Below are 25,225 nucleotides of genomic sequence, written 5' to 3' on the forward strand. Positions count from 1 at the left end.
CCCGTCAACGCGTTTCCGCCCAGGTACAGGGTCGACAGATTTTTAAGCTGGCCCAGTTCAGGAGGGATTTCGCCCGTCAACGGGTTACCGGTGATATCCAGCCACTCCAGACGGGCGAGCCGGCCCAGCGCAGGAGGGATTTCCCCTTCGAATTTGTTACTGCCCAGGGACAAGGCCGACAGGTTTTCAAGATCGCCCAATTCAGGCGGTATGGAACCTGACAACTGGTTGACGCCAACCGCCAGCCTCGAAAGGTTTTCAAGCCTACCCAGCTCGGAGGGAATCTCACCGGTCAACGCGTTACCGTGGATATTCAGGTCGGTCAGGTTTTCAAGCCTACCCAGCTCGGAGGGAATCTCGCCGGTCAACGCGTTACTGGGAATAACCAGATCAGTCAGGTTTTCAAGCCGGCCAAATTCGGATGGGATTCCTCCGGACAACTGGTTACCGCCCAGATCCAGCCATTTGAGGCGGGCGAGTCGGCCCAACTCGGGTGGGATGCTTCCCGACAGCTGGTTTCCGTTGAGCGACAATCCCGCAAGGTGCTCGAGCCGACCTAATTCGGAGGGAATCTCTCCAGCCAACAGGTTATCATGTAGATCCAGCCACTCGAGGCGGGCGAGTTGTCCCATCTCGGGTGGAATAGTGCCTGACAACTGGTTGTTTGCCAGCTCTATCCGCGTTACCCGTCCGTCCTCGTCGACGGTAATCCCAAGCCAGGTTCCCAGCGGTTCTTCACTCAACCAGTTCGTGCTGTTCGTCCAGTTCGGCCCGCCCGCGGCGTTGTACAACGTGATCAGGGCTACGCGTTCCGCATCCGTATCCATTCCCGGTACGTATATAGGGATCGTGGCCGATGCGTCTCCCGACCGGGCGGTAACCTGGGTGCTGCCCTCCCCGGCCGCGGTCACCAGCCCCTGCGGACTGACCGTGGCCACGGCCGCGTCACCGCTCGACCAGTTCACCGAATCGGAGGCCATGACCCTGTTGTTCTGGTCAAAGACCATGGCCGTCAATTGCCGGGTCTGCCCGATGGCGTGGAACGTGATGGATGATGGGGTGATTTCGATCCGGGTCGCTATCGACGCCGCTGGTGGAGGGGGAGTTGACGGCGGAGTTGACGGTGGAGGTGGAGGTGGAGGTGGCGGCGGGCTGGTTTTCGTCGGACCGTCTTTGCCGCACGTGGTACTCGCGAGCAAAGCCAGATGTACAAAGACCACGACCCCACAGCGACGCATGCTGAGCATGATATTTTAACTGAAGGAGAAGACCGTGTTACATGGGACGTTCCTTTACAGGGTAAAGCTCGATTTAATGCACCTTTCTGTCATTAGAATGTCAACAGAATTAACTATCAATGATCTTAATTGATTGATTGGTAATGCGAATGATATGGCTGGCTGGCACAGATCAAGGCAGCATGTTTCTGCGTCGCACCGCTATTTCGTCGCACCGCTATTTCGTCGCACCGCTACTTCGTCACACCGCCGCCAGCCGCGCCAGCAGGTCCACGCAGCGGTTGGAGTAGCCCCATTCGTTGTCGTACCAGCCGCAGATCTTGACGAGGTTGTCGTCGATGATCATGGTCAGCTCGGCGTCGAAGATGCACGAGGCGGGGTTGTGCACGATGTCGACGGAGACGATGGGGTCTTCGCAGTACTCGAGGATGCCGTTCAGGGGGCCCTGCGCGGCGGCCGCGAAGGCGGTGTTGACTTCGGCGGCCGTGGGCACGCGGTCGACCTGGGCCACGAAGTCGGTGAGGGAGCCGTCGGGGACGGGCACACGGACGGCCATGCCGTTTAGCCGGCCGTTGAGCTCCGGAATCACCTCGCCGATGGCCTTGGCCGCGCCGGTGCTCGTGGGGATCATGGACAGGGCCGCCGAACGGGCGCGGCGGGGGTCCTGGTGGGCGAAGTCGATGATCTGCTGGTCGCTGGTGTAGGCGTGGACCGTGGTCATGGAACCGCGGACGACGCCGAAGTGCTCGTGCAGCACGGACACCATGGGGGCGAGGCAGTTGGTGGTGCAGGAGGCGTTGGAGACCACGCGGTGCCCTTCGTTCAGGATACCGTCGTTCACGCCTATGACGATGGTCGCGTCCACGTTGGTGGCCGGCGCGGAGATCAGCACCTTCTTCGCCCCGGCCGACAGGTGGGCCGAAGCCTCTTCCCCATCGGTGAAGATCCCGGTGGACTCCACCACCAGGTCCACGCCGCGGTCGCCCCAGGGCAGGTTCGCCGGGTCCCGTTCCGAGACGATCTCGATCTTGTTTCCATTCACCGCGAGTCCGCCGTTCACGGCCTCCACCGGATGGTCGTACCGGCCGTGGACGGAGTCGAATTTCAGCAGGTGCGCCAGCGTCGCGCTGTCGGTCAGGTCGTTGATGGCGACCACGTCGAACCCGGTCCGCTCCGACATGGCCCGAAAGACCATGCGGCCGATGCGGCCGAACCCGTTGATGCCGACCTTGATTCCCATGATGTTTATTGCCTCCAAAAGTTTCGGGAAACCGTCCCGTAGACCCGGGCCGATTTCCCTTTTTCAATCCCGGCTTCTGCCGGTTCGTTATCTGGTTTTTTACAGCGCGTGCCGCTATGCTCCCGATTCCAACAGACCCCTCAGCACATACTGCAGAATGCCGCCGTGGCGGTAGTATTCAACCTCGACCGGGGTGTCGATGCGCACGATGGTGTTGAATGTTCTCGTGGCGCCGTCCGCGGCGGTCACCCGGACACCGACGCGCTGCCGGGGGGTGATGCCGCCCTCGATCCCCTCGACGTCGTAGGTCTCGAAACCGGTCAGCCCGAGCGATTCGGCGCTGTCCCGCTCCTCGAACTGGAGGGGCAGGATGCCCATGCCGATGAGGTTGCTGCGGTGAATGCGTTCGTAGCTTTCCACGATCACGGCCCGGACGCCGAGGAGATTGGGCCCCTTGGCGGCCCAGTCCCGGGATGAGCCGGATCCGTATTCCTTGCCGGCGATCACGATCAGCGGGGTATCCGATGCGCGGTACGCCATTGCTGCATCATAGATGGCGACCGGTTCGCCGTCGGGCGCGGTCTTCGTCCAGCCGCCCTCCGTGCCCGGCGCCAGGCGGTTGCGCAGCCGGATGTTGGCGAAGGTGCCCCGCATCATGACTTCGTGGTTGCCCCGCCGCGCCCCGTATGAGTTGAAGTCCTTCGGCGCCACGCCGCGCTCGACCAGGTACCGGCCCGCGGGGCTGTCGGCCTGGATCGAACCGGCCGGCGAAATGTGGTCCGTCGTGACGGAATCGCCGAGTACCGCCAGCACGCGGGCGCCGGGTATGTCCGTGATCTCGCCGGGTTCAGCCGGCATGTCGTCGAAGTAGGGCGGGAGCTTGACGTAGGTGGAAATTTCGTCCCAGGCATAGGACTCGTCGCTCGCCGCGGCCAGTTCCGCCCAGCGGTCGTCGCCCGTGAAGACGTCGGCGTAGATCGACTGGAACATCTCCCGGCGCACGGAGGCGCGCACGGCCTCCCGCACTTCCCCGGGTGTGGGCCAGATGTCCCGGAGATAAACGTCGTCGCCCTTCGGGTCGGTTCCGATGGGCTCGTTGTACAGGTCCACGTCCATGCGGCCGGCGAGAGCGTAGGCCACCACGAGCGGCGGCGAGGCCAGGTAATTGGCCTTCACGATGGGGTTCACCCGGCCCTCGAAATTCCGGTTGCCGCTCAGCACCGCGGCCGCGACCAGGTCGGACTCCCGCACCGCGTCGCCGATGGGGGCGGGCACGGGTCCGCTGTTGCCGATGCACGTGGTGCAGCCGTAGCCCACGACGTGGAAACGGAGCTGCTCCAGGTAGGGAAGGAGGCCCATGTCTTCCAGGTACCGGGTCACGACCTGCGAGCCCGGCGCGAGGCTGGTCTTCACCCAGGGCCGAGTGGACAGGCCCCTTTCGACGGCCTTCTTCGCCAGGACGCCGGCGGCCGCGAGCACGGCCGGGTTGGACGTGTTGGTACAGCTGGTGATCGCCGCTATCACCACCGAACCGTGTCCCAGATCGAAGGACGAACCGTCCATGTCGACGGGGGCTGTTTTCGTCAGCGTGCCCAACTCGCCGGGCGCGTGTCCGTTGCCGTCCACCCACTGGTCGACGGTCTCGTCGGACAGGTCCGGGTTCTCGTCGGCCAGCATGGCGGCCAGTTCCTTCCGGAACGACGGCTTGACGCTGGACAGCGATACGCGGTCCTGGGGCCTGCGGGGGCCCGCCATGCTCGGCTCGACGGTGCCGAGGTCGAGCTCCAGGGCGTCGGAGAAGACCGGGTCGGGGGTGCCGGGCGTCCGGAACAGGCCCTGTGCCTTTGTATAGGCTTCCGCCAGTTCGATCTCGCCTGCGTCGCGGCCGGTCAGTTCCATGTAGGACAGCGTCTCGCCGTCCACCGGAAAGAACCCCACGGTGGCGCCATATTCGGGTGCCATGTTGGCGATGGTGGCCCGGTCGGGCAGGGACAGGCTGTCCAGTCCGGGACCGTAGAATTCGACGAACTTGCCGACGACGCCGTGTGCCCGGAGCATCTGGGTCACCGTCAGGACCAGGTCCGTCGCCGTGGCCCCGGCCGGGAGGGCACCGGTCATCCTGAACCCCACCACGGACGGGATGAGCATGGATACCGGTTGGCCGAGCATGGCCGCTTCCGCCTCGATGCCGCCCACGCCCCAGCCGACCACGCCGAGCCCGTTGATCATGGTCGTATGGGAGTCCGTCCCCACCAGGGTGTCGGGATAGGCGATCGATTCGCCGTCCCGCTCCCGGGCGAAGACCACCTTGGCCAGGTACTCGAGGTTGACCTGGTGCACGATGCCCGTGCCGGGCGGGACGACGCGGAAGTTGTCGAAGGCCTGCTGTCCCCACTTGAGGAAGCGGTACCGTTCCAGGTTCCGGTCGAATTCACGGTCCACGTTGGCCGCGAAAGCGCGGCGGGAACCGAACTCGTCCACCTGGACGGAGTGGTCGATGACCAGGTCCACGCCCTGCAGGGGATTGATGCGGTCGGCCGCGCCGCCCAGTCTGCGGATGGCGTCCCGCATGGCGGCCAGGTCGACGACGGCCGGCACGCCCGTGAAGTCCTGCATCAGCACTCGTGCCGGCCGGAAGGCGATCTCCCGTTCGGAGGATCCGCCCGCAACACTTCCGACGACCGCGGCTACGTCTTCGGCGGAAACCGACACGCCGTCTTCGTGGCGCAGCAGGTTCTCCACCATGACCTTGAGGGAAAAGGGAAGGCGCGAAATGTCTCCGGCGCCGCCTTCCTCGGCCCTGGAAAGCGAATAGTATATACTGGCGCTTCCGCCCACTTTCAATGCGGCGCGGGCATCGAAGCTGTTCAGGTTACGCGGCACTGTGCCTGGCTCCCGGTCTTCGATCCATGGATTTTACAAGAATCCTCAAACTAACGGCTTCAACCGGTCGGTGTCAAGGACATTCCCGTAGCCGGCCACGCCCGATATGCCCGTTCCATCGGGGTTCGCGACAGGTACAGATGTCTTGACACCGGGTGTGCTCCGTCCTATCATCGGTACGCCCTGAATCCGATATACCGGATTTCATCACGACGCGGTCCGACTGTTGTTTATCTTTCGTAACCCATTGATATCATGGTGTTTATATCCAATATCCTGCGAAGGTTCCCGTGGTTCGCCGGCATGGGCCTTCTGTATCTTGCCGTCAGCCCGGCCTTTGACGTAGCGGATGCATCCGGCGGGACCTGGCGCTTCGCCGCCCCGCAGCAGCGGCTGTTCCGCCCGCTGCTGGCCGACCCGACCGAGGCGCGGCTGGCGGTATCGTCCAACCTGGACGACCGGCTGAACGGCGACATCGGCGGTTCCTGGGAGGCCGCCGACTATGCGTGGGACGCGGACAGCGGGCTGCGGCTTCGGACCGGGATCCATGCCGGCGTCTTCTCGAAACTGCGCCGGTCGGGAACGACCTTCCCCCTCGAGACCGCCGACTACCTGATCGGTTTCCACGCGGACCTGGGCAACGACCGGATCACCGGGCGGTTCGAATACGCCCACGTGAGCGCCCACCTGGCCGACGGGTACGACGGTCCGGAAAAGTCCATGACCTACAGCCGGGAGTATTTCACGCTGTACGGCGCCCGCGAGATGCGTTTTGCGCCAGGGTCCGCCATCGGTTCCGCGATCGGCTCCGCCCGCGTCTACAGCAGCCTGCGGTGGTCGAACCACGCCATCCCGGACGTGCGGCGATGGCGGGTCCAGGGCGGCGCCGAACTAATCTTCCGGCCCCTCACGGGCGAAGGCGGCGCAACCCGGGCCTACCTAGCCTGCGACGTGCGACTGTTCCGGGACGGGGACATCTCCATCAACCGCACGGCCCACGCGGGCCTGCTGTTTCACAACGAGGCTTCACGGGGCCTTCGTCTCGCCTTCGTATACTACGGAGGCCGCAGCGAACACGGACAGTTTCATCGCCTGGAGGACGACTACGCGGGGATCGGGCTGTTCTTCGATCTGTGAGAACGAACGTTCATGAACTTCCTCATCCACCTGGAATGCAGCGATTGCGGCAAGCGACTGCCTGCGGACCGGTTGCGAAATCTGTGCCCCGACTGCGGGCGGCCGCTGCTCGCCCGGTACGACACCGAAGTAGCAGGCAAGGCATTGACCCCGGACATCCTGGCGATGCGCGAACCGACCCTGTGGCGTTACCGCGAGATGCTCCCCGTGCAAGACGAATCGGCCATCGTCACCCTGGGCGAGGGCGGCACGCCCCTGATGCATGCCCGGCGCCTGGGTGAACGGCTGGGCATGGACGGGCTTTACATCAAGGACGAATCCGTCAATCCCACCGGCTCGTTCAAGGCCCGGGGCCTGGCCATGGCGGTGTCCCGCGCCCTGGAACTGGGGGCGGCATCCCTGGCCATACCCTCCGCCGGCAACGCGGCGGGCGCGCTGTCGGCCTACGGCGCCAGGGCGGGCATCCCCGTGCACGTGTTCATGCCCCGGGACACGCCCCGGCCCTTCATCGTGGAGTGCCGGGCCCACGGCGCGTCGGTGGAACTCGTAGACGGCCTGATCACGGATTGCGGCAAGCTTGTGTCCGCACGGAAAGACGCGGAAGGCTGGTTCGACGTCTCCACCCTGAAGGAGCCCTACCGCGTGGAGGGCAAGAAGACCATGGGGTACGAACTGGCCGAACAGTGCGGATGGGTCCTGCCGGACGCGATCCTCTACCCCGCGGGGGGAGGGACCGGACTGATCGGCATGTGGAAGGCCTTCTCCGAGATGGAAGCCCTCGGGTGGATCGGGCCGGAGCGGCCCCGCATGGTCGCGGTGCAGGCCTCAGGATGCCAGCCCATCGTCCGGGCCTGGGAACAGCAGTGGCCGGACGCCCCGGAGTGGGAGAACGCCCGCACGCTCGCCAGCGGGCTGCGCGTGCCCGCCGCCGTGGGGGACAAATTGATGCTGGCCGCAATCCGGGAGAGCGGAGGAGACGCGGTGGCCGTTCCCGACGGCGACATGGTGCGCGGCGTGCGGGAGATCGGGGCCTGCGAGGGCATCTTCGCGGCGCCCGAAGGCGGCGCAGTGCTGGCCGGACTGCGAAAGTTGATCGCGCTGGGACGCATCGACCGGTCCGACCGGGTGGTGCTTTTCAATACGGGCAGCGGGCACAAGTACGTGGACAACCTGGATGCGTTGCACGGCGACCAGGACGCCTGAGGTTTTTTTCGCACCGGTTGCTAGATTGCAGTTCACGCTCCGACTACTCATTATACAGGGCCGCTGTAAATATAACAGGGCCGCTGTAAACTACGTTGCCCATGCGGGTTCGAATCCGTGAGGCGATAACGGGGTACGCGATCTGTTTCCGTTGACCATGGGGAAAACCCGCGTCATATTTTACCAGCGGACGGTGCCGCTGGGCTGCTTCCAACGGTCCGTATAGCCCGCACGGTCCGCGCAATCGAAGAGAAGATCACCATGAAGACCAGAGTTACCGTTGTCATTGAAACTGACGGCGAACAGTTCCATGCGTTCTGCCCTGCATTGCCCGGTATCCACAGCAATGCGCCCACGTTCGAGGAAGCCCGTGATCGGACGATACCTGCGATAGAACGGTATCTGGACTTTCTGGACGAGCAGGGAGGTCCAAATCCCGTGGGGCCGGACCTGAATATGGATGCAGGCAAGGAGATCATCCATTTCCTGCCCAGTTCAACCGAGTCGACCATCCAAAGTGTTGAGGTACCTTGGCCGTCCTACGATCCTCGCTAGCATGACGGCTCAATGAATCGTCCTTCCGGCCATCCTGCTTTCATCTCATACGGAAAAACATGCGTCGTCTTATCTTCCTGTTCGCACTGCTCTTACTACTGCCGACCCCCGCTGGCGCCCAGAAGATGCTCATCTTCATGGACCTGGAACAGCAGGACCATCTCAAGGCCTACGGCATCGCCTTTCAGGCTCTGGAGCAGGGCTATACCGTCGAATGGCTGCTGAACTACCGCGGCGGGTCCTTCGTCATGGACCCCACGGCCGACCGCGTGCGGTCCTGCCACCTGCGGGGCGTGAGCTTCCAGGTGATCGACGGCGCGGAACTGGTCCGGATCTACGCCGAAATCGAGGAAAACAACATGGACCGGGTGCTGCTCGAAAAAGCGCCCGAAATCGCTGTATACACCCGGCCCGACCAGCGGCCGTGGGACGATGCCGTGACCCTGGCGCTGGAATACGCCGAGGTGCCCTACGGCAAGATCTTCGACCAGGAGGTGCTGGACGGAACGCTAAAGCAATACGACTGGCTGCACCTGCACCACGAGGATTTCACCGGGCAGTACAGCAAGTTCTACAGCTATCACCGCACGCCATGGTACCAGCAGCAGCAGGCCACCGACGAGGCCCTGGCGCGGAGCCTCGGGTATCCCTCGGTCGCGGAGGCCAAGAAGGCCGTGGCACAGGGCATCAAGTCCTACGTGGGGAACGGCGGTTTTGTTTTCGCCATGTGCGCGGCGACGGAAACCCTGGAGATCGCGTTGGCCTCGGCCCAAACCGACATCGTGGCGCCGGAGTACGACCACACTCCCGTCGATCCGGAAGCCCAGTCCAGGCTGGACTTCGGCAAGACCTTCGCCTTCGAGAACTTCACGCTGCAGCTGAACCCGCTCGTCGGTTCCTTTTCCAACATCGACGTGAACCAGGTCAACGCCGGAAAAGTACTGACCGGACCCTTCACCCTCTTCGATTTCTCGGCCAAGTACGACCCGGTGCCCACCATGCTCACGCAGAACCACGTAAACTACATCGCCGGCTTCTACGGCCTGTCCACTTCCTTCCACCGCGACGTGCTCAAGCGCACCGTGGTCGTCCTCGCCGAAGAAGCCGGGACCGACCACGTCAAGTACCTCCACGGCAACTACGGGATGGGGACGTTCACCTTCTACGGGGGGCACGATCCGGAGGACGAGGAGCACCTGGTGGGCGATCCGCCGACCAATCTCGCCCTCCACAAGAACTCCCCCGGTTACCGGCTCATCCTGAACAACGTCCTCTTTCCCGCGGCCAAGAAGAAGAAGCGCAAGACCTGACGGCAAACCTGGCCGCACGCCTCGCGCCGGCGGGCAGAACCCGGCGGCAATCCCTGACGGCCCGCGCCACGCCGGGTGAGAAAAACTCAAAAACTCTTGCAGGCCGGCGCCGCATCAGGTATAATGATGGTTACCTCACACAGGTTTCCAGCAAAGTCATTTTAAAAGAACCTTTGCTATACCATAGGGAATCCTGCTCCGGGTATCGATGGCATGCCTCACCAGAACGGAGGACGTCAGAACTGCCCGGGGGGACAACCACTGTTCCGAACAGGTTCTCCTAAAAATACTTATGCTCGCCTGTGTGGGGTATTTTATTGCCTGGACGCGACCGTGGGGCGTCGACCGTGAAGCGTGATGTTCCCGTCCTTCGCGGCCTGCTCTTCCCGGTCCGCCCGGCCCGCCTGGCTCACCCCGCCTTGCAGATGATTTCAGTACAAGAACCCCCATGCTCCAGAACCTGACGCTGGGACAGTACTATCCCGGCGAGTCTTCCATTCACCGGCTGGACCCGCGCACCAAGCTGTACGGCGCACTGGCGCTGATGGCGGCGCTGATCTGGATAAAAACCCTGCCGCTGTTCTTCTTCATGCTGGCCGTGGTCGCGGTCCTGGTACGGGTCTCCGGCGTTCCGCTCCACCTGCCGATGAACAACCTGAAGGCCTTCCGCCTGATCCTGATCATCACCTTCGCGGCGCATGCGTGCTTCACGCCGGGAGAAGCCGTGATCATCGCGGGATACACCGTGCCGGGGCCCACCTGGGAGGGGATGTTCCAGGGGGCGGTGTTCAGCATGCGCCTGGTGGTCATCATGCTGATCGCGGCGCTGCTGATGCTGACCACGGCGCCGTTGGACGTATCGGACGGCATCGAGCGACTGCTCAAGCCCCTGGAACGGTTCGGTCTTCCCGCCCATGAGCTGGCCATGATGATGGTCATCGCCTTGCGGTTCATCCCGACGCTGGTGGAGGAAGCGGACCGCCTGCAGAAGGCCCAGGCCGCCCGGGGCGCGGACTTCACCGGCAATCCGATCCGGCGCGTCCGGAAGATGACCGCCCTGCTGGTACCCCTCATGCTCTCGGCCTTCCGGCGGGCGGAGGAACTGGCCGTCGCCATGGAATCCCGCTGCTACCGGGGCGGCGCCGGACGCACCCAGTTCCGTGTCATGGCCCTGGCCCGGAACGATTTCGTGGCCATCGCGGCGGTGGCGGTCCTGCTCGTCCTCGGCGCGGCCTTCAACCGCATTGGTCCCGTCGACCATCTGTTCTGATCCGCGCTTAACCTCGCCATTCCGCCAGAATCCGCCATGCGCACCCTGGTCCTCACGATCGAATACGACGGCACCGACTTCCTCGGCTGGCAGCTCCAGCCCGAGGGGCGGACCGTTCAGGGCGTCCTGGAGGAAGCGGTGCGCACCATCCTGCGGGCCGAACTCCGGGCGACCGCGGCGGGCCGCACGGACGCCGGGGTGCACGCCACCGGGCAGGTCGTCCACTTCAGGACGGATTCGGACATGGTGGTGGACCGGCTGAAGATGGGGCTGAACGGGGTGCTGCCGCCGGACGTGCGCGTGCTCGAAGCCACGCAGGCGCCCGATGATTTCCATGCCCGGTTCAGCGCGGTGGGACGACGGTACGTTTACCGGATCATCCGGCGCCCGAGCGCCATGCGAAGGCACCAGGCCTGGCACGTGGCCTACCCGGTGGACGTGGACGCCATGCGCCGGGCCTGCGCTCCCCTGTTGGGCCGCCACAACTTCACTTCCTTCTGCCAGGCCACGTCGACGGCCGACGGCACGGTTTGCGAGGTGCGGGAACTGGAATGGATCGAGGCGGAGGACGAACTCCGCCTGCGTATCGAGGCGAACCGCTTTCTCCACCACATGGTGCGGACGATCGTGGGCACGGCCGTGGATATCGGACGGGGACGGTGGCCGGAGAGCGTCATGGCGGAGATGCTTGCGGCGAAAGACCGCCGTGCCGCGGGCGCCAACGCCCCGGCCCGCGGGCTCTGCCTCGAGGCGGTGCGCTATCCTTCCGAATTCGGGATCTGAGGGTCGGGCGGACCAGGCGGGTCGGGCGATATCGAGCGGCGGTCCACGAACGTGTCGATCTCGTCGCATACCTTGTGCAGCACGGCGACGTCGCGCTGTTCCAGCCGCAGACTGCGGCGCAGGACGCGGCGGATGGTGCGCAGGAAGGTCTCCTCGTTCGGCGTGGACTCAAAACCGAGCCGGAGCAGCGTCTCGTGCACGCGCCGGGTAACGCGCTCCACGGCCCGGTGCTCCGCCAGGCGCACATTGGACGGGGGCGGCGCCTCGCCACTTTGGCGAAAGAGTTCGTACGCGCAGACCATGACCGACTGGGCCAGGTTTAAGGAAGGGTAGGCCGTCGCCGCGGGGATCCGGGCGATGACGTTGCAGCGCTGGAGTTCGTCGTTCAGCAGGCCGCGGTCTTCCCGGCCGAAGAGGATGCCGCAGGGCTGGCCCCGCGCCACGGCCGACAGTTCGGCGCAGGCCGCTTCAATGGGCTGTATGGGACTTAGCCAGATCCCGCGGGTGCGGTTGGTCGTGCCGACGACGAGGGCCAGATCGTTCACCGCCTCGTCCAGCGCCGGGACGACGCGGGCGTTGTCAAGGATCTCCCCGGCCCCGTGGGCCATCCAGCGGGCCTCGGCCTCGTGGCGGAATTCGACCGGATTGACCAGGACGAGGCGGGAAAGCCCCATGGTCGTCATGGCCCGGGCGACGGCGCCGATGTTCCCCGGCACTTTCGGTTCTACGAGAATGATGTGAATGTGCGAGAAATAGTCCGGCGCGGTACTTTCCGTTCGATCGGCCATGGGTCAGATCCGGGTCAGGTCCGAGTCAAGTCCGGGTCAGGTTCGGGCCCTGGCCAGCGTCAGGCCGGCGTCAGGCCCGGGTCCGGGCCGGCGTCAGGCCCCTGTGTCAGGCCCGCCCCTCCTCTTTCGACTCCAGCTCCTCCACGGCGGCCTTCAGTTCGGCGATCTCCGCCTCCAGCTTCTTTTCGCGGCCGGCGATCGTGAAGAGGTACAGGAACAGCCCGACCCATATCAGCGTGTAGGCGGAAAACAGATACCAGAAGTTCTGATCCACGGTTCAATCGCTCCTTTAACACGCACAGGACGGTAGGCCCGGATCCCGTGCTGCCTTACGCTCAAATTACCCGCTCAAATTACCCGTTCAAATCCCCACGCTGCCGGGATGCCGGTGCTCCACGCGCTCCCGCAGGGCCTCGGTCTCGTCGCGCAGCCGCTCCAGCGCCATCCGCCGGCTCATGAGATAGAAGAACAGGAGGGTGAAGACGACCGCCGACACGCCCAGTGCGATGCGCATGTCCACTTCCATGCCCGCGCCGAGGCCTTCCTCCGTCATGACCAGGGAGTCGGGATGCAGGCCCCGCCACCACAGGGTCGCGAAGTGGATGAAGGGGATGTCGATAGTGCCGAGAATACCCAGCACGGCAAGGAAAGTCTTCACCTGCGGCAGGTCGTCGCCGTAGACGCGCAGCATCAGGTAGGCGACGTAGATGAGCCAGAGGATCATGGAAAAAGTGAGCCGGGGGTCCCAGGTCCACCACGTGCCCCACACGGGCTTGCCCCAGATCGGCCCGGTGATCATGACGAAGCAGCAGAAGACGAACCCGACCTCCGCGGCGCTGTAGGCCACGATGTCCCACCTGCGTTCCCGCAGCCACAGGTAGATGACGCTGGAAACGCCCACCAGCACGAAGGCGAACTCCGCGATCCAGGCGGAAGCGACGTGAAAATACATGATCCGCTGCACGTCCCCCATGACCCGCTCCCGGGGCGCCCAGATCAGCGACAGGTACAGCGAGGCGACCAGGCCCACGAGGCAGATGAGGCCGAAGGGCGAGATGCGCAGGCGGGCGGCTATGCCGGCCATATTCATTCCTCCACGATGTACTCGAACAGCATGACGGACGCGACCAGGAAGACGACCGTGAACACCGAAAGCAGCCTGATCCAGTTCGTCATGTCCTGCCAGTCCCCGCCCTCGAAAGTGGTCCGCGTCGTTTCCACCAGCGCGATCAGCACCGGGGAGGCGACGGGCAGCAGCAGGACAGGCAGCATGACGTCCCGCATGCGCGTGTTGACGGCCACGGCCGCGAACAGGGTGGCGACGGACGAGAATCCGACGGTTCCCAGAAAGAAGATCACCAACAGTTTAGACAGATACGGCAGGATTGTCATGTTGAAAAACAGGACGAAGAAGGGAAGCACCGCCAGCTGGACCAGGCCGATGAGCGTGACGTTGCCCAGCAGCTTGCCCAGGAAGATGGATCCCCGGTCGATGGGCGCGAGGAGCAGTCCTTCGAAGGTGCCGCGGTCTTTTTCCGGTGAAAAGGACCGGCTGGCGCTCAGCATGCCCGCGAAGGCGAAGGCCACCCAGATCATGCCGGGCGCCACCCGTTGAAGCACGTCCGCCCCCGCGTTGAAGGCGAAGTTGAAGATGATCACGACGATTAGCGAGAAGACGAACATGGTCACGACCCGCTCGCGGGTCCGGTATTCCACGAGCATGTCCTTGCGGTAGATTTGCCAGGACTGGGCGAGCATGGATCTCATCGTTGTGGTAACTCCCTTTACGTGTCCGAACCCGGCGGGCCGGGCGGGCCGGCCCTACACCGCGTGATCGCGGTAGGTCTGTTCGAAATCCGATGCGGACAGCTCGCTCGTCTCGGCCTCGAACACCAGGCGTCCATGGTTCAGGATGGCGACGCGGTCGGCGGATTCCAGTCCACGGACCAGGTCGTGCGTCACCAGGAGGATCGTCTTGTTCCGGGCGGTCAGGACCGTCTTGAGCATGACCATCGCGTCCTGGTCCAGTCCCGAGTAGGGCTCGTCGAGCAACAGGATATCTGGATCGTGCAACAGGGCGCGGGCCAGGGCTACCCGCTGGCGCATGCCGCGCGATAGCGTCCGTACCGGACTCCCCGAACGGGCCTCCATGCCCACCGTCTGCAGCAGTGAACCAATCCGCTCCTCGCGGTTTTCCACCCCGAAGAGCCTCCCGTAGAACCGCAGGTTCTCCAGCACGGTCAGTTCGTCGTAGAGATAGGTCTGGTAGGACAGCGCGCCGATGCGCTTCCCCAGGTCTTCGTCGCGGTCCTTCGTGATTTCCTCACCGTCCAGGAACACCTGGCCGCGGGATGGGCGCACGAGCCCGGCAATGATGCCCAGCAGGGTCGACTTTCCCGCGCCGTTGGGACCGAACAGGGCCAGGAAGGATCCCGGGGCCACGTCCAGGTCCACCCGGTGCAGGGCCCGGAAACGCCCGTAGGACTTCGTCAGTTGGCGGACGCTGATTCCAGGGGCGCCAGTAGCGCCAGGGATGCCAGGGGACCCGGCGACGCCGGTCGTGCCGGGAGCGCCGGTGACACTGGAGGTGCCAGCGAGGTCCGAGGCGGATCGATCACCCATCTCCGCTCCCGGGTTGGCGCAGCCGGAGCGCCCGGTCCTTGAGGCGGGCACGGCGGGTCCTGTAGGCGTCCGGGTCCAGTCCTCCCGCCGCGAACTGGTCGTCCAGGGCGGCAAGGGCCTGGACGATCGCGGCGTACTTGCGTTCGTCCTCCGGCGAGAGATCGCTGAGGGCGGGCGGTTCGTCCGGCTGATCGGGCTTGACGCGGATGCCCACCACCAGCCCCGCGGCCACGATGAGCACCACGAATCCGAGCATCCCCCACTTCATGACGTCCTGCCAGGCCAGCACGCGGGGGAAGGCGACCTCCACCGACATGCCCCTGCCCACGCCCACGCGGTTCGAAAGCAGCAGGTACTCATCGTTGGCAATCTGCTGCACGCCGTCGTTAGTCAGGTTGGTGGCCGTCACCGTCTGACTGCTTGGTGAAACCAGCACCTGGACGCGTTCGACGTCATAGTCCATCTGCCTGTTGAACCGGTGATCGATGGACGCCCGGTCCACGTTGTATGCGTATACGATACGCGAGACCCCGGGAGGCACGGGCGCCGAGAAAAGAAGGCCGCGCTCGGTGTGCTGAAGCCCTTCCATCATCGGCTGCAGTCCGAAGGCGGCCGCGGGCAGGTTATAGACGAGACCCAGCCCCACGCCGGGCGGCGGCGCGAAGGTGAGGATGCCCCGGTTCTCTACCACGATGATCTCCGTGAGGTTCAGGATCTCGGGTCCGGCATCGATGACCAGGTGGACCGCGCTGTGGACCAGGGCCGATTCGTCGGTCGTGATGTCGAAGACCTGCAGCAGGGTGTCTACGCGGCCGGCGCCCGGTACGAGGGGAATGTGGCCGGTCAGGTAGGGAATCTCCAGGTATCGGGTGGCGATCACGTAATGCGACCCGTCGGCCCTCAGTCCGGTGAATTCGTAACGCCCGTCGCCGTCGGTAACGACCCTCGCAAGGGTCTGGTCCGGGCCCTCTTCGGCGCTATGATTCAGCAGCACCACCTCGTGTCCCGCCATCGGCTGGCCCGTCGTGCCGTTCACGACGGTGAGCCCGATGCTGCCCGTTCCCTGGGCCTGCGCGGTCCGGACCGGACAGAACACGCAGACCGCCAGGGCGGCCCAGGCCACCAGGAGTGCACCAAAAACAAAAAGCCCCGAAGGGCTCGCGGGCGGGCGATGCTTCATGAGATCACCACTAGGACAGTTTGCCTCCGCACTGGGCGCAGAACCTGGCCGATGCCGGGTTTTCGGCGCCGCAACCTGCGCAGGTGACAACTTTCAGCGAAGCGCCGCACCCGATGCAGAATCTGGCGGACTGCTCGTTGGCCGTGCGGCAGATCCTGCATTCCTGGACGCGAGCGGACGGAACGGGCGGTGCATCCCGGGCGGGCGCGTCTGCAGCGGGGGCGTGTTCGGCTGCTCGCACATTTTCATCGGGCGCATCAACGGCGGCCAGGTCACCAGCGGCCTCGTCTTCGGCTGCATTCTCTTCCGCCGCCTCGTCATCGACGGTCACGGGTTCGCCGGACGCCGGCTCTCGGCCTCGCCGGATCTCCCGCACCGCCTCCTCGATCTGCTCCTCCACGGGAAGGTCGCTGACGGCGGTCCGGTCCAACTCGTCCAGCACGTCCGACGCTTCCTTCATGTACTCCTGCCGGAGCGCCTCGTGATCCTCGGCGGCCAGCTTGCCCATGTTGTAGTCGATATTCAGTTCGCGGATGGAAGAATAGATGAAATCCTTCTTCTTCAGCAGGTCGTCCCGGCGGGACCCGGCGGACCTGGCAATCCCGGGGCGGCGGACCGAACCGTCCAGCATCGGACTGATCATGTAGGCGAGGACGCCCAGCGCGAGCAGCCCGCACGCAATCAGTGTCATGGTCTAAGGCCGGCTCCTCTCGTGCGCGGCACGGCTGAACCGGTTCCTCTCGTGCGCGGTACGGCCGGACCGGAACGCCGGCCGGCTAGGATTGGGGAAGCGGTTCCGGCGACTGCGGCTCGGTCTGCTCATACTGGCCGTATCCCCCCTCGGCCTCGTACTTGGACGGACACTTGGCATACAGCGTATGGGCGGTGAAAGTGCCGTCCCGGCCGTATCCGCCCTCCACGACCACTTCCGAATCGTCCTTGAAGGTGTCCGGGACTACGCCGGTGTAGACGACGGGGGCCTCGACACCGCCCTCGTGGGCGACGAAACGGATGCGCATGGTGCCCACCTCGTCGCGCTGGATCGACCCGTTCACGACCTTGCCGTGCAGGCGCATGTTCTCGTCGTAGGCCACGTCGCCCGTTGCCACGGCGGCCTTCAGTTCGCTCACGGTGAGGTAGTACATGGTCGCGTCGGTCGCACCGGTATAGATCAGGTAACCGATGGCGGCGATCACCAGGCCGAAGCCCACCAGGAACTTTCGCTGCTTCTTCCGCTTGCGTTCTTTCATGGCTTGCTCCTGCTGTTTTCCTGAATTGCTCGACCCCCGCAATATAGGCCATACGGTCCGTTTCGGCAAGCACAATCTGGTCCGGAGCATACGCCCGCGACCGCTCGTGTGCAGAGGTCTTGGGCTGCGAGATCACCGGCCCGGCGCGGGGGTAAATGTGCTTGACTATCGCCCCGGCCGCGCCTACCTTACGCCGGAGTCGACGCCCTTTGGAATCACGTCCGGAGATCATGGCGCCTGCCCCGTAACCACCCGTTTTCGCGCCCCGATTCGTCTTTGTCTTCAGGAGCATCATGACCGCTTTCACGTCTGCCCAGGATGTCTTCCAACGCTTCGAAGCCCAGCACTATATCTGCGGACCCGACCTGGCCACGCCCGTGTTCCTCATGGAGCGGCTCGAGAAGCCGCTGCTGGTAGAGGGACCGCCCGGCGTGGGGAAGACGGAGATCGCGAAGATGCTCGCCGGCGCGCTGGACCGCCGCCTGATCCGCCTTCAGTGCTACGAGGGGCTGGACGAATCCAAGGCCCTCTACGAATGGGAATACACCAAGCAGCTGCTGTACACGCAAATGCTTAAGGACCGCATCGGCGAACTGCTGAAGAGTACGGACACGCTCGGCAACGCGGTGGAGACGCTCAACCGGGAGGACAGCGCCTTCTTCTCCCGTAATTTCCTGCTGCCGCGCCCCCTGCTCGAAGCGATTCTCGCGCCGCAACCCGTCGTCCTCCTGGTCGACGAGATCGACCGGTCGGACGATGAATTCGAGAGCTTCCTTCTGGAGGTGCTGAGCGATTTCCAGGTCAGCATCCCGGAACTCGGCACTCTGACCGCGGCCCAACGCCCCCTCGTGGTGTTGACGAGCAACGCCAACCGTACGCTTTCCGAGGCGCTCAGACGGCGGTGCCTGTATCTTTACATCAACTATCCCTCCCTCGAGCAGGAGGTCCGGATCGTCCTTCGCAAGACTCCGGGCATCGACGAGGAGCTGGCCAACCAGGTCGTCCGGTTCGTCCAGAAGATCAGGACGCTCAACATGCGCAAGCCCCCGAGCATCGCCGAAACGATCGACTGGGCGCTGGCACTGGTGGTCCTGAACGCCCAGCACCTCTCGCGCGACATCCTTTCGAGCACGCTGAACGTCCTGATGAAGGACCGGGAGGACATCGAAAGGATCATGCGGGACGGCTACCATGATCAAGCGGCTGGTTGAATTCGCCAGGCTGCTCAGGCAATCCGGCGTACGCGTATCCATGGCCGAGACCCTGGACGCCGCCGAAGTCCTCCGTCACGCGCAGGTCACCGAACGGCCGGCCTTCAAGGCGTCCCTGCGGTCCACCCTGGTCAAGACCCGCGAGGACATCCCCGCCTTCGACGAGGCCTTCGAACGGTTCTTCCTGGTCCAGGTGGGCGAAGACGCGGAGGAGCTCGACGATCCCTGCGGGGAAACCGAAGGGCCGCCCGACGGCCAGCCCGACCTCGACGACGGGCAGGACGAGGGGGACCAGGATATCAGGCGTCTCCAGGAAGAGCAGGGCGAGGCCGTGGCGGGGGACGGGGAAGGAGACCCCGCGGACGGAGATGATACCGAGGAACTCGAAGGCGAACTGGAGCGGATGCTCGCCCGCGTGCAGGTGGGTGAGCAGGCGTCCGACGCGGTCACCGAGCCCGGCACGCAGCCGAACCAGCAGGCGGAGGACGTCGACCTCTACCAGGAACTGCCTCCGGGTGACGTCGAGAACCTGTACGAGGCGGTGGAGGAACTCGCCCGGAACCTGGTGACGCGCAAGTCTCTGCGTTTCAGGAAGTCGCGCCATGGCCGGGTGGACATCAAGAAGACGATCCAGCGGAGTTTCCGCACGGGAAACCTGCCCTTTCACATCATCTACAAGCACCGCAAGATCAAGAAGAACGAACTGGTCGTGCTGTGCGACGTGTCGGGATCGGTCTGGGAGGTCGCCCGGTTCTTCATCAAGCTGGTCCACGAAATGCAGAACCAGTTCAGCCGGGCCCGGAGCTTCCTCTTCGTGGACCGGATCAACGAGGTGACCGACGAGTTCGACCGCAGGCCCTTCGAAGAGATCGTCGAGAACATGAAGGACGACCACGCGCTGAATTTCTTCGGGCTGAGCGATTTCGGCAGGGCCTTCTACCAGTTCCACGACGAACACCTGCTCTCCCTCTCGCGGGATACGGTGCTCGTCATCCTGGGCGACGCGCGGACCAACTGGTTCGACCCCCAGGACTGGGTGCTGGGTGAGATCCAGGGAAGGGTCCACCAGACGATCTGGCTGAACCCCGAGCCCGTGCAGTACTGGGACACCGACGATTCCGTCATGTCCAGGTACAGCCCGCACTGCGATCACGTGCTGGAATGCCGGAACCTGGCCCAGCTCCAGGATGTCGGTGAACTGATCCTCAGGGCGTGAGCCCGATCGGATACAAAAATGAAACACGCCCGCATTCCAAAAAGCATCGGAATGGCCCTGGCGGTCTGCCTGGCCTGCCTGGCCGGCGTGGCGCTGTGGACGGCCCGCGGCAGCGGAGATTCCGGCCACGACCTCTTCCTGCGCAATGATTTTACTTTCGGCCGGGTCGTGTACCAGAACTCCGGCGGGTTCTACCGGGGATGGGGATGGGGGCGGTGGTCGGTGGATTTCCCGTCGGCCGACGCCAACGTGATCCGCGCCCTGCGGGCCACGACCTCCCTCAAGATAAACGAACCGCAGGCCGTGGAGCTGACGGACCCCGATCTGTTCGATATTCCCTTCCTGTATATCCTGGAAGTCGGATCCTTGCAGTTCAGCCAGGAGGAAGTGGACGCCCTGCGGGAGTACCTGCTGCGCGGCGGATTCCTGATGGTGGACGATTTCCACGGATCGCGCCAGTGGGCGGTATGGGAATCGCAAATGAAGCGGGTATTTCCCGAACGCGACATCGAGGAAGTCCCCGCGGGCCACGCGATATTCCACTGCTACTACGATTTCGACGAGTATCCCCTGGTGCCCGGTACCGCGGCCCTGTGGAGACCGGGCAACTACGAGCGGGACGGTGCGTTGTACGGCCACCGGCTGCGGGGCATAACCGATGACGGCGGCAGGCTCATGGTGCTGATGAACTGGAACGCGGACCTGGGCGACGGATGGGAACACGCGGCCGATCCAGGGTACCCGCGCGCGTATTCCGTGATCGCGTACCGGCTTGCCGTGAACTACGCCATCTACGCGATGACGCACTGAGCGGCGACGGGGTGCCCGGCGGTTCGTTGGGGGGCCGCCCGGTGGCATAGCCCTGGGGGAAAGTGGATCTATGCGACCGACCTGAAGACTTGTTAAGCAGTTGAGGTCAGCTGCTTCAGCGCGACCGTCAATACCTCGACGGAGCGCAGGTACTCTTCCAGGACGATGTGCTCGTCCGGCGTATGGTCCAGGCTGGAGTCGCCGGGTCCGTAGGCCGCGATCGGGCACTTCCAGGCCGGTCCGACGATACACATGTCCGACGTGCCCGTCTTCTTCTTGAAGGTCGGCCGGCCGCCTTTCTGGCGGATACCCCGCAACAGCGCCCGGATCAGCGCCGTGTTCTTAGCGGCGACCACGCCCGGCAGCCGCTGGTCGCATTCGATCTCCGCCGGGCCCGCCTGTTCCATCACGAAACCGATCAAACTTTCCAGGTCGTAACCGGGCGGCACGCGCACCGAGAAGTACGCCTCGACGCCCTCGGTCAATCCCTCGTCCGTAGTGTTGAATCGTCTCAACTCGAGCCGGGGCGACCCGAATTCGCTTCCCGTGGCCTGGTCGGCGACGCGGGCTTGCATGGCGTTGTACAGGTCGATCGCCCGTTCGGCGGCGCGCCTGTGGTCGCCGGCGTGATGGGCGTTGGGCTGCTCGAGGCGATAGTCGAACCCCACATGGCCCTTGTACCCGATGGTGACGCTGTCCCAGCCGCTCGGTTCGCCGATGAATACGCAGTCGGGACGCATGCGGTCCACCAGGTGGCGGGCGCCCTTCGAGGTGGGGCATTCCTCCTCCACGGCGCCGACGACGGTGATCCGGCCGCCGGTGGTTTCCGTGAGCCGGCTCGCGGCGGCGGCGAAGGCGGCCAGGGGACCCTTGGCGTCCACCGTGCCGCGGCCGTAGAGCCTGCCCGATTCCTCCCGGATAGGAACGATCCCGGGTACCGTGTCAATATGCCCGATCAGGGCAATGTGCGGTTCGCCGCGGCCAATCTCGCCCACCGCGTTCCCGGCCTCGTCCACGCGGGCGCGGAGGCCCCGACGATCCATGGCGTCCACCAGGCAGGAAACGGCCTCGCCCTCCTGCGTGGAAGGGCTGTACCGCTCGACCAGGTCCCGCAGCAGCGCGATGTCGTCACGGGCGGTACTCATTTAAGCCTCCAACGATCCCAGCACCGCGCCCACGGTCTCTACGACCCGGTCGATCTCCTCCCTGGTAATCGACAGGGGCGGGAGGAAGCGCAGCACCGTGTTGCCCGCGGGCAGGGCCATCACGCCGCGTTCCATGAGTCCGCGGAGGACGGGGGTGACCCGTCCCTTCATCTCGACGCCGATGATCAGGCCCATGCCCCTGATCTCCCGGACGAAAGGCGCGTCCAGTGCCGCGAGGGCATCCCGGAAATACGCGCCGTTCTCCCGGGCGTTCTCGATGAGTCCTTCCTCCTCCAGCACGCGCAGCGTGGCCAGGCCGGCCGCGCAGACCACCGGACCGCCACCGAAGGTGTTGCCGTGGGACATGGCGGGGACGCCCCGGACCGTTTCGGCGCAGAGCGTCGCGCCCACGGGCAGGCCGCCGGCCATGGCCTTGGCCAGGCAGAGCATGTCCGGCCGGAGATCCTGGTGCTCGCAGGCGAACATGGCACCGGTCCGGCCGAATCCGGTCTGCACTTCGTCCACGATGAACAGGGCGCCGCGCTCCCGGCACAGGCCCGCCACGCGGTTCAGATACGCGCCGTCGCCGATGCGGACGCCGCCCTCGCCCTGCACCGCTTCCAGGATCACCGCCGCCGTCCCGTCGCCGATGGATTCCTCCATGGCGGAGGCATCGTTGTATTTCACGTGGGTGAAACCGGGAACGAGGGGTTCGAAGGGAGCGCGGTACTTGGGGTTCCAGGTCGCGCTCAGGGCCCCGAAGGTACGTCCGTGAAATCCGCGCTGGGCCGCGATGATGCCGGTCCGCCCCGTGGCGACACGGGCGAATTTAAGCGCCGCCTCCACCGCCTCCGTACCCGAATTGCAAAGGAAGAGCCGGTCCAGCCCCTCCGGGGCGACCCGGGTCAGGGCCGTGGCCAGTTCCGCCCGGAGGTCGTTGTAGAAGGTGTCTGGACAGATCACGAGCCGCTCCGCCTGCCGCGCGATCGCCTCCGTCACGGCCGGATGGCAGTGGCCTACGTTGGCCGTGCCGATCCCGCCGATGCAATCGATGTACTCCTTGCCGTCACTGTCCCAGAGGCGGGCGCCGCTGCCCCGGACGATCACCACGTCCCGCTTGGGCAGAATGCCCATCGACGCCTGGTTTTCCAGAGCCTGGTAGTCAGTCATTTTTCGCTCCGATTTACGATTTCGTATCGCCTCGAGTCGTCCTGCGCGGTGCGCTGGGTTCCCCGGATGGCCGCTTCGTTCGGCCGCCGCTGTCCGATCATTCTTCTCCGCGGCCACAACGCGATCGTTCTGTCCGGCGGCCGCTACCCGATCACCGTGCCCGCGCCGCGCAGGGCCGCCGTGACCGGTTCGGGTATCCGGCCGTCCCCCAGGATCACCTGGTCCACGCCGACCTCCAGCGCCTCCTTCGCGCCGAGCAGCTTCTTCTTCATGCGGTCCCTGGCGTGGGTCGCGATCGCTTCGTCGATTTCGTCCCGGGATATCCGGGGTATCAGTGTCTCCTCGTCATCCGCATCCTCCAGGAACCCCGGCGTGTTGGAGAGGATGACCAGCCGTTCCGCGCCGAGGGCGTCGGCGATCACGGCGGCCGCGCGGTCCCCGTCAATGTTGATCATCTCGCCTTCGTAGCTGATGGCGGGGGGACTGACGACGGGCAGATAACCCTGGTCGAGGAGCGTGGTCAGGAGCGACACGTTCGCCCTTTCGACCCGGCCGGTGTAGTCGTCCCGCAGGATCTTCGTCCTGCCGTCCTCCACGATGCGGATATTGGGTTTCCGGCGGCCCTCGAGCAGGCGGCCGTCCACGCCGCTCAGGCCGACGGCGTTGACCCCGAGCTGCTGCAGTTTCTCGACGATGCGGGTGTTGCGCTTTCCGCAGTACACCATGGTGAAGATGTCCAGTGTTTCCTGATCGGTGACCCGGCTCGTGTATCCCGACGGCGACGTGACCATGCGGGGCGGCTTGCCCAGCTGCTCGGAGATCTGGTTCAATTCGTCGGAAGCGCCGTGCACCAGCACCAGCGGCTCGGTCTGCCGGGCGAGGTCTTCCAGGACGTAATCCAGGTTGATGCCCCGGCTTCCGCCCGTCTTCACCACGATCATTCAGCATTCCCTTCCTTAACGGCGGTCACGGCCTCCGGCCGGGGCACGGACGCCTGGGTGCTGTCCGCCATGCGCCGGATCATCACGACGCCGTTTCTCACCTCTTCTTCGCCGAGGATCAGGGTATAGGCGGCGCCGAGGCGGTCGGCCTGTCTCATCTGGGCCTTCAGGCTCCGGTCCTCCCACAGTGCCGTCGCGCCTACGCCGGCCGCGCGCAGCTCCTGCGCCAGGACCACCGCGGCAGACTTGGCCTCCGCACCGAGATAGGCGACGAATACCCGCGGCTTCGGCACCCCGGGAGGCTCGATCCCCTCCTGCTTCATCGTGAGTATGATGCGTTCGATGCCCGAGGCGAATCCGATCGCCGGCGTCTCGGGACCGCCGACCATGCCGATCAGCCCGTCGTAGCGGCCGCCGCCGCATACCGCGTTCTGCGCCCCGATGCCCTCGGCCCAAACCTCGAACACGGTCTTCGTATAGTAGTCGAAACCCCGCACCAGGCGATGGTTGACCTGGTAGGGCCGCCCCAGGTCGTCCAGGTAGGACCTCAACTTGCCGAAGTGGCTTTCGCATTCGTCGCACAGGGAATCCGCGATCCGCGGCGCTTCGTCCGCGATCGCGCGGCAGGTCTCGTTCTTGCAGTCCAGCAGCCGGAGCGGGTTCTGCTCGTAGCGGCGCGCGCATTCGCCGCAGATCCCGTCCAGGCGCTCCGCGTACCAGGCCCGCAGCGTTTCGATGTATCCCGGACGGCACGCCGGGCACCCCGTGCTGTTCACCTGGAAGGACAGGTTCTTGATGCCGACCGCTTCGTAGATCTGCCAGGCGACCTGCATGACCTCGAGATCGATTGCCGGGTCCTGGCTGCCCAGCACTTCCACGTCGATCTGGTAGAACTGGCGGTACCGGCCCGCCTGGGGACGCTCGTACCGGAAGGCCGGACCGATGGTGAAGAGCCGCAGGGGCTGGGGCCGGCCGTGCAGCTTGCGCTCCGCGTAGGCCCGGCAGATCCCGGCGGTGAACTCGGGGCGCAGGGTCATTCGCTCCTCGTTGCGGTCGAGGAAGGTGTACATCTCTTTCTCGACGATGTCGGTGGATTCGCCGACGCTCCGTTCGAAGAGGCCGGTCTGCTCGAAGACCGGCACGTCGATCTGCTCGTAGCCGAAGAGTTCGCAGACCCGGCGCGTGGTCTCGGTGACGTGGCGCCAGTGGGCCTGGTCTTCGGGCAGGATGTCGTAGGTGCCTCTCGGTGCCCTGTAGTTCATATTCATCCTAT

Annotated in this window: 23 protein-coding genes and 2 pseudogenes; 9 read left to right on the forward strand and 16 right to left on the reverse strand. The window is 64.9% G+C overall.

All coding sequences use genetic code 11. From position 1 onward, the window contains the following. The 4 genes and pseudogenes from F4Y38_07505 to acnA all read right to left on the reverse strand — a co-directional run. On the reverse strand, positions 1-827 hold an 827-nt coding region (locus F4Y38_07505), incomplete at its 3' end, for a hypothetical protein (GenBank protein ID MXY49136.1). Positions 828-854: 27 nt separating this feature from the next. Then, positions 855-1,205 (reverse strand): annotated as a pseudogene (locus tag F4Y38_07510) (hypothetical protein). 274 nt (positions 1,206-1,479) lie between these two features. Continuing rightward, entirely contained in the window at positions 1,480-2,478 is a 999-nt protein-coding gene (gene gap / locus F4Y38_07515) for a type I glyceraldehyde-3-phosphate dehydrogenase (protein MXY49137.1), read from the reverse strand. Between the two features lie 114 nt (positions 2,479-2,592). Next, the gene (gene acnA, locus F4Y38_07520; GenBank protein ID MXY49138.1) at positions 2,593-5,361 is read right to left on the reverse strand and encodes an aconitate hydratase AcnA; all 2,769 of its coding nucleotides are present in this window, start codon (positions 5,359-5,361) and stop codon (positions 2,593-2,595) included. A 255-nt stretch (positions 5,362-5,616) separates the two neighbouring features. Here acnA and F4Y38_07525 point away from each other — a divergent pair, with 255 nt between their 5' ends. The 6 genes and pseudogenes from F4Y38_07525 (at position 5,617) to truA (ending at position 11,619) form a co-directional block, all read left to right on the forward strand. Next, positions 5,617-6,498: a DUF1207 domain-containing protein gene (locus F4Y38_07525; protein MXY49139.1), complete on the forward strand. Its 882-nt coding sequence runs from the start codon at positions 5,617-5,619 to the stop codon at positions 6,496-6,498. 12 nt (positions 6,499-6,510) lie between these two features. Beyond that, complete coding sequence (locus F4Y38_07530; protein MXY49140.1) at positions 6,511-7,701, forward strand: threonine synthase; 1,191 nt, start codon at positions 6,511-6,513, stop codon at positions 7,699-7,701. A gap of 261 nt (positions 7,702-7,962) precedes the next feature. Then, positions 7,963-8,121, forward strand: a pseudogene (locus F4Y38_07535) (type II toxin-antitoxin system HicB family antitoxin). A gap of 194 nt (positions 8,122-8,315) precedes the next feature. Further along, entirely contained in the window at positions 8,316-9,566 is a 1,251-nt protein-coding gene (locus F4Y38_07540; GenBank protein ID MXY49141.1) for an asparagine synthetase B, read from the forward strand. Positions 9,567-10,014: 448 nt separating this feature from the next. Beyond that, entirely contained in the window at positions 10,015-10,836 is an 822-nt protein-coding gene (locus tag F4Y38_07545; protein ID MXY49142.1) for an energy-coupling factor transporter transmembrane protein EcfT, read from the forward strand. A gap of 36 nt (positions 10,837-10,872) precedes the next feature. Then, positions 10,873-11,619: a tRNA pseudouridine(38-40) synthase TruA gene (truA, locus tag F4Y38_07550; protein MXY49143.1), complete on the forward strand. Its 747-nt coding sequence runs from the start codon at positions 10,873-10,875 to the stop codon at positions 11,617-11,619. Here truA and F4Y38_07555 read toward each other — a convergent pair. The 8 genes from F4Y38_07555 to F4Y38_07590 form a co-directional block, all read right to left on the reverse strand. Then, entirely contained in the window at positions 11,595-12,407 is an 813-nt protein-coding gene (locus F4Y38_07555; GenBank protein ID MXY49144.1) for an RNA methyltransferase, read from the reverse strand. The genes truA and F4Y38_07555 overlap by 25 nt on opposite strands. A 106-nt stretch (positions 12,408-12,513) precedes the next feature. Beyond that, the gene (locus tag F4Y38_07560; protein ID MXY49145.1) at positions 12,514-12,681 is read right to left on the reverse strand and encodes a CcmD family protein; all 168 of its coding nucleotides are present in this window, start codon (positions 12,679-12,681) and stop codon (positions 12,514-12,516) included. Positions 12,682-12,768: 87 nt separating this feature from the next. Next, positions 12,769-13,497 (reverse strand): cytochrome C assembly protein, encoded by a 729-nt coding sequence (locus F4Y38_07565; protein MXY49146.1) that lies wholly within the window; start codon positions 13,495-13,497, stop codon positions 12,769-12,771. Next, entirely contained in the window at positions 13,494-14,165 is a 672-nt protein-coding gene (locus tag F4Y38_07570; protein ID MXY49147.1) for a heme ABC transporter permease CcmB, read from the reverse strand. Before F4Y38_07570 ends, F4Y38_07565 begins: the two co-directional genes overlap by 4 nt. 63 nt (positions 14,166-14,228) lie before the next feature. Beyond that, a complete protein-coding gene (gene ccmA, locus F4Y38_07575; protein ID MXY49148.1) occupies positions 14,229-15,029 on the reverse strand; it encodes a heme ABC exporter ATP-binding protein CcmA in 801 nt (266 codons plus the stop codon). Next, positions 15,022-16,209: a carboxypeptidase regulatory-like domain-containing protein gene (locus F4Y38_07580; protein ID MXY49149.1), complete on the reverse strand. Its 1,188-nt coding sequence runs from the start codon at positions 16,207-16,209 to the stop codon at positions 15,022-15,024. The genes ccmA and F4Y38_07580 overlap by 8 nt, the downstream gene beginning before the upstream one ends. Before the next feature lie 10 nt (positions 16,210-16,219). Next, positions 16,220-16,669 carry a zinc ribbon domain-containing protein gene (locus F4Y38_07585; protein ID MXY49150.1) on the reverse strand — a complete coding sequence of 150 codons (450 nt, stop codon included), beginning with the start codon at positions 16,667-16,669 and terminating at the stop codon, positions 16,220-16,222. A gap of 316 nt (positions 16,670-16,985) precedes the next feature. Beyond that, positions 16,986-17,549 carry a cytochrome c maturation protein CcmE gene (locus F4Y38_07590; GenBank protein ID MXY49151.1) on the reverse strand — a complete coding sequence of 188 codons (564 nt, stop codon included), beginning with the start codon at positions 17,547-17,549 and terminating at the stop codon, positions 16,986-16,988. A 203-nt stretch (positions 17,550-17,752) separates the two neighbouring features. On the opposite strand from F4Y38_07590, the gene F4Y38_07595 reads away from it, so the two are divergent. Genes F4Y38_07595 through F4Y38_07605 form a run of 3 tightly spaced genes read left to right on the forward strand, consistent with a single transcriptional unit; the run spans position 17,753 to position 20,696 of the window. After that, the gene (locus F4Y38_07595; GenBank protein ID MXY49152.1) at positions 17,753-18,670 is read left to right on the forward strand and encodes a MoxR family ATPase; all 918 of its coding nucleotides are present in this window, start codon (positions 17,753-17,755) and stop codon (positions 18,668-18,670) included. Then, positions 18,651-19,886 carry a VWA domain-containing protein gene (locus F4Y38_07600; GenBank protein ID MXY49153.1) on the forward strand — a complete coding sequence of 412 codons (1,236 nt, stop codon included), beginning with the start codon at positions 18,651-18,653 and terminating at the stop codon, positions 19,884-19,886. The genes F4Y38_07595 and F4Y38_07600 overlap by 20 nt, the downstream gene beginning before the upstream one ends. Positions 19,887-19,904: 18 nt before the next feature. After that, complete coding sequence (locus tag F4Y38_07605) at positions 19,905-20,696, forward strand: DUF4159 domain-containing protein (GenBank protein ID MXY49154.1); 792 nt, start codon at positions 19,905-19,907, stop codon at positions 20,694-20,696. Positions 20,697-20,788: 92 nt separating this feature from the next. On the opposite strand, the gene F4Y38_07610 is transcribed toward F4Y38_07605, so the two are convergent. The 4 genes from F4Y38_07610 to F4Y38_07625 all read right to left on the reverse strand — a co-directional run bounded on the left by F4Y38_07610 (position 20,789) and on the right by F4Y38_07625 (position 25,214). Further along, on the reverse strand, positions 20,789-21,841 hold the full coding sequence (locus F4Y38_07610; protein MXY49155.1) for a [LysW]-lysine hydrolase: 1,053 nt from the start codon (positions 21,839-21,841) through the stop codon (positions 20,789-20,791). After that, on the reverse strand, positions 21,842-23,011 hold the full coding sequence (locus F4Y38_07615; protein ID MXY49156.1) for an acetylornithine/succinylornithine family transaminase: 1,170 nt from the start codon (positions 23,009-23,011) through the stop codon (positions 21,842-21,844). It abuts the gene before it with no gap. A 143-nt stretch (positions 23,012-23,154) separates the two neighbouring features. Then, positions 23,155-23,952: a [LysW]-aminoadipate kinase gene (locus tag F4Y38_07620; GenBank protein MXY49157.1), complete on the reverse strand. Its 798-nt coding sequence runs from the start codon at positions 23,950-23,952 to the stop codon at positions 23,155-23,157. Continuing rightward, entirely contained in the window at positions 23,949-25,214 is a 1,266-nt protein-coding gene (locus F4Y38_07625; GenBank protein ID MXY49158.1) for a histidine--tRNA ligase, read from the reverse strand. Before F4Y38_07625 ends, F4Y38_07620 begins: the two co-directional genes overlap by 4 nt. Between the last annotated feature and the right edge of the window lie 11 nt (positions 25,215-25,225).

The sequence above is a fragment of the Gemmatimonadota bacterium genome (genome assembly GCA_009838645.1).
In the GTDB taxonomy this organism is placed as follows: domain Bacteria; phylum JAAXHH01; class JAAXHH01; order JAAXHH01; family JAAXHH01; genus JAAXHH01.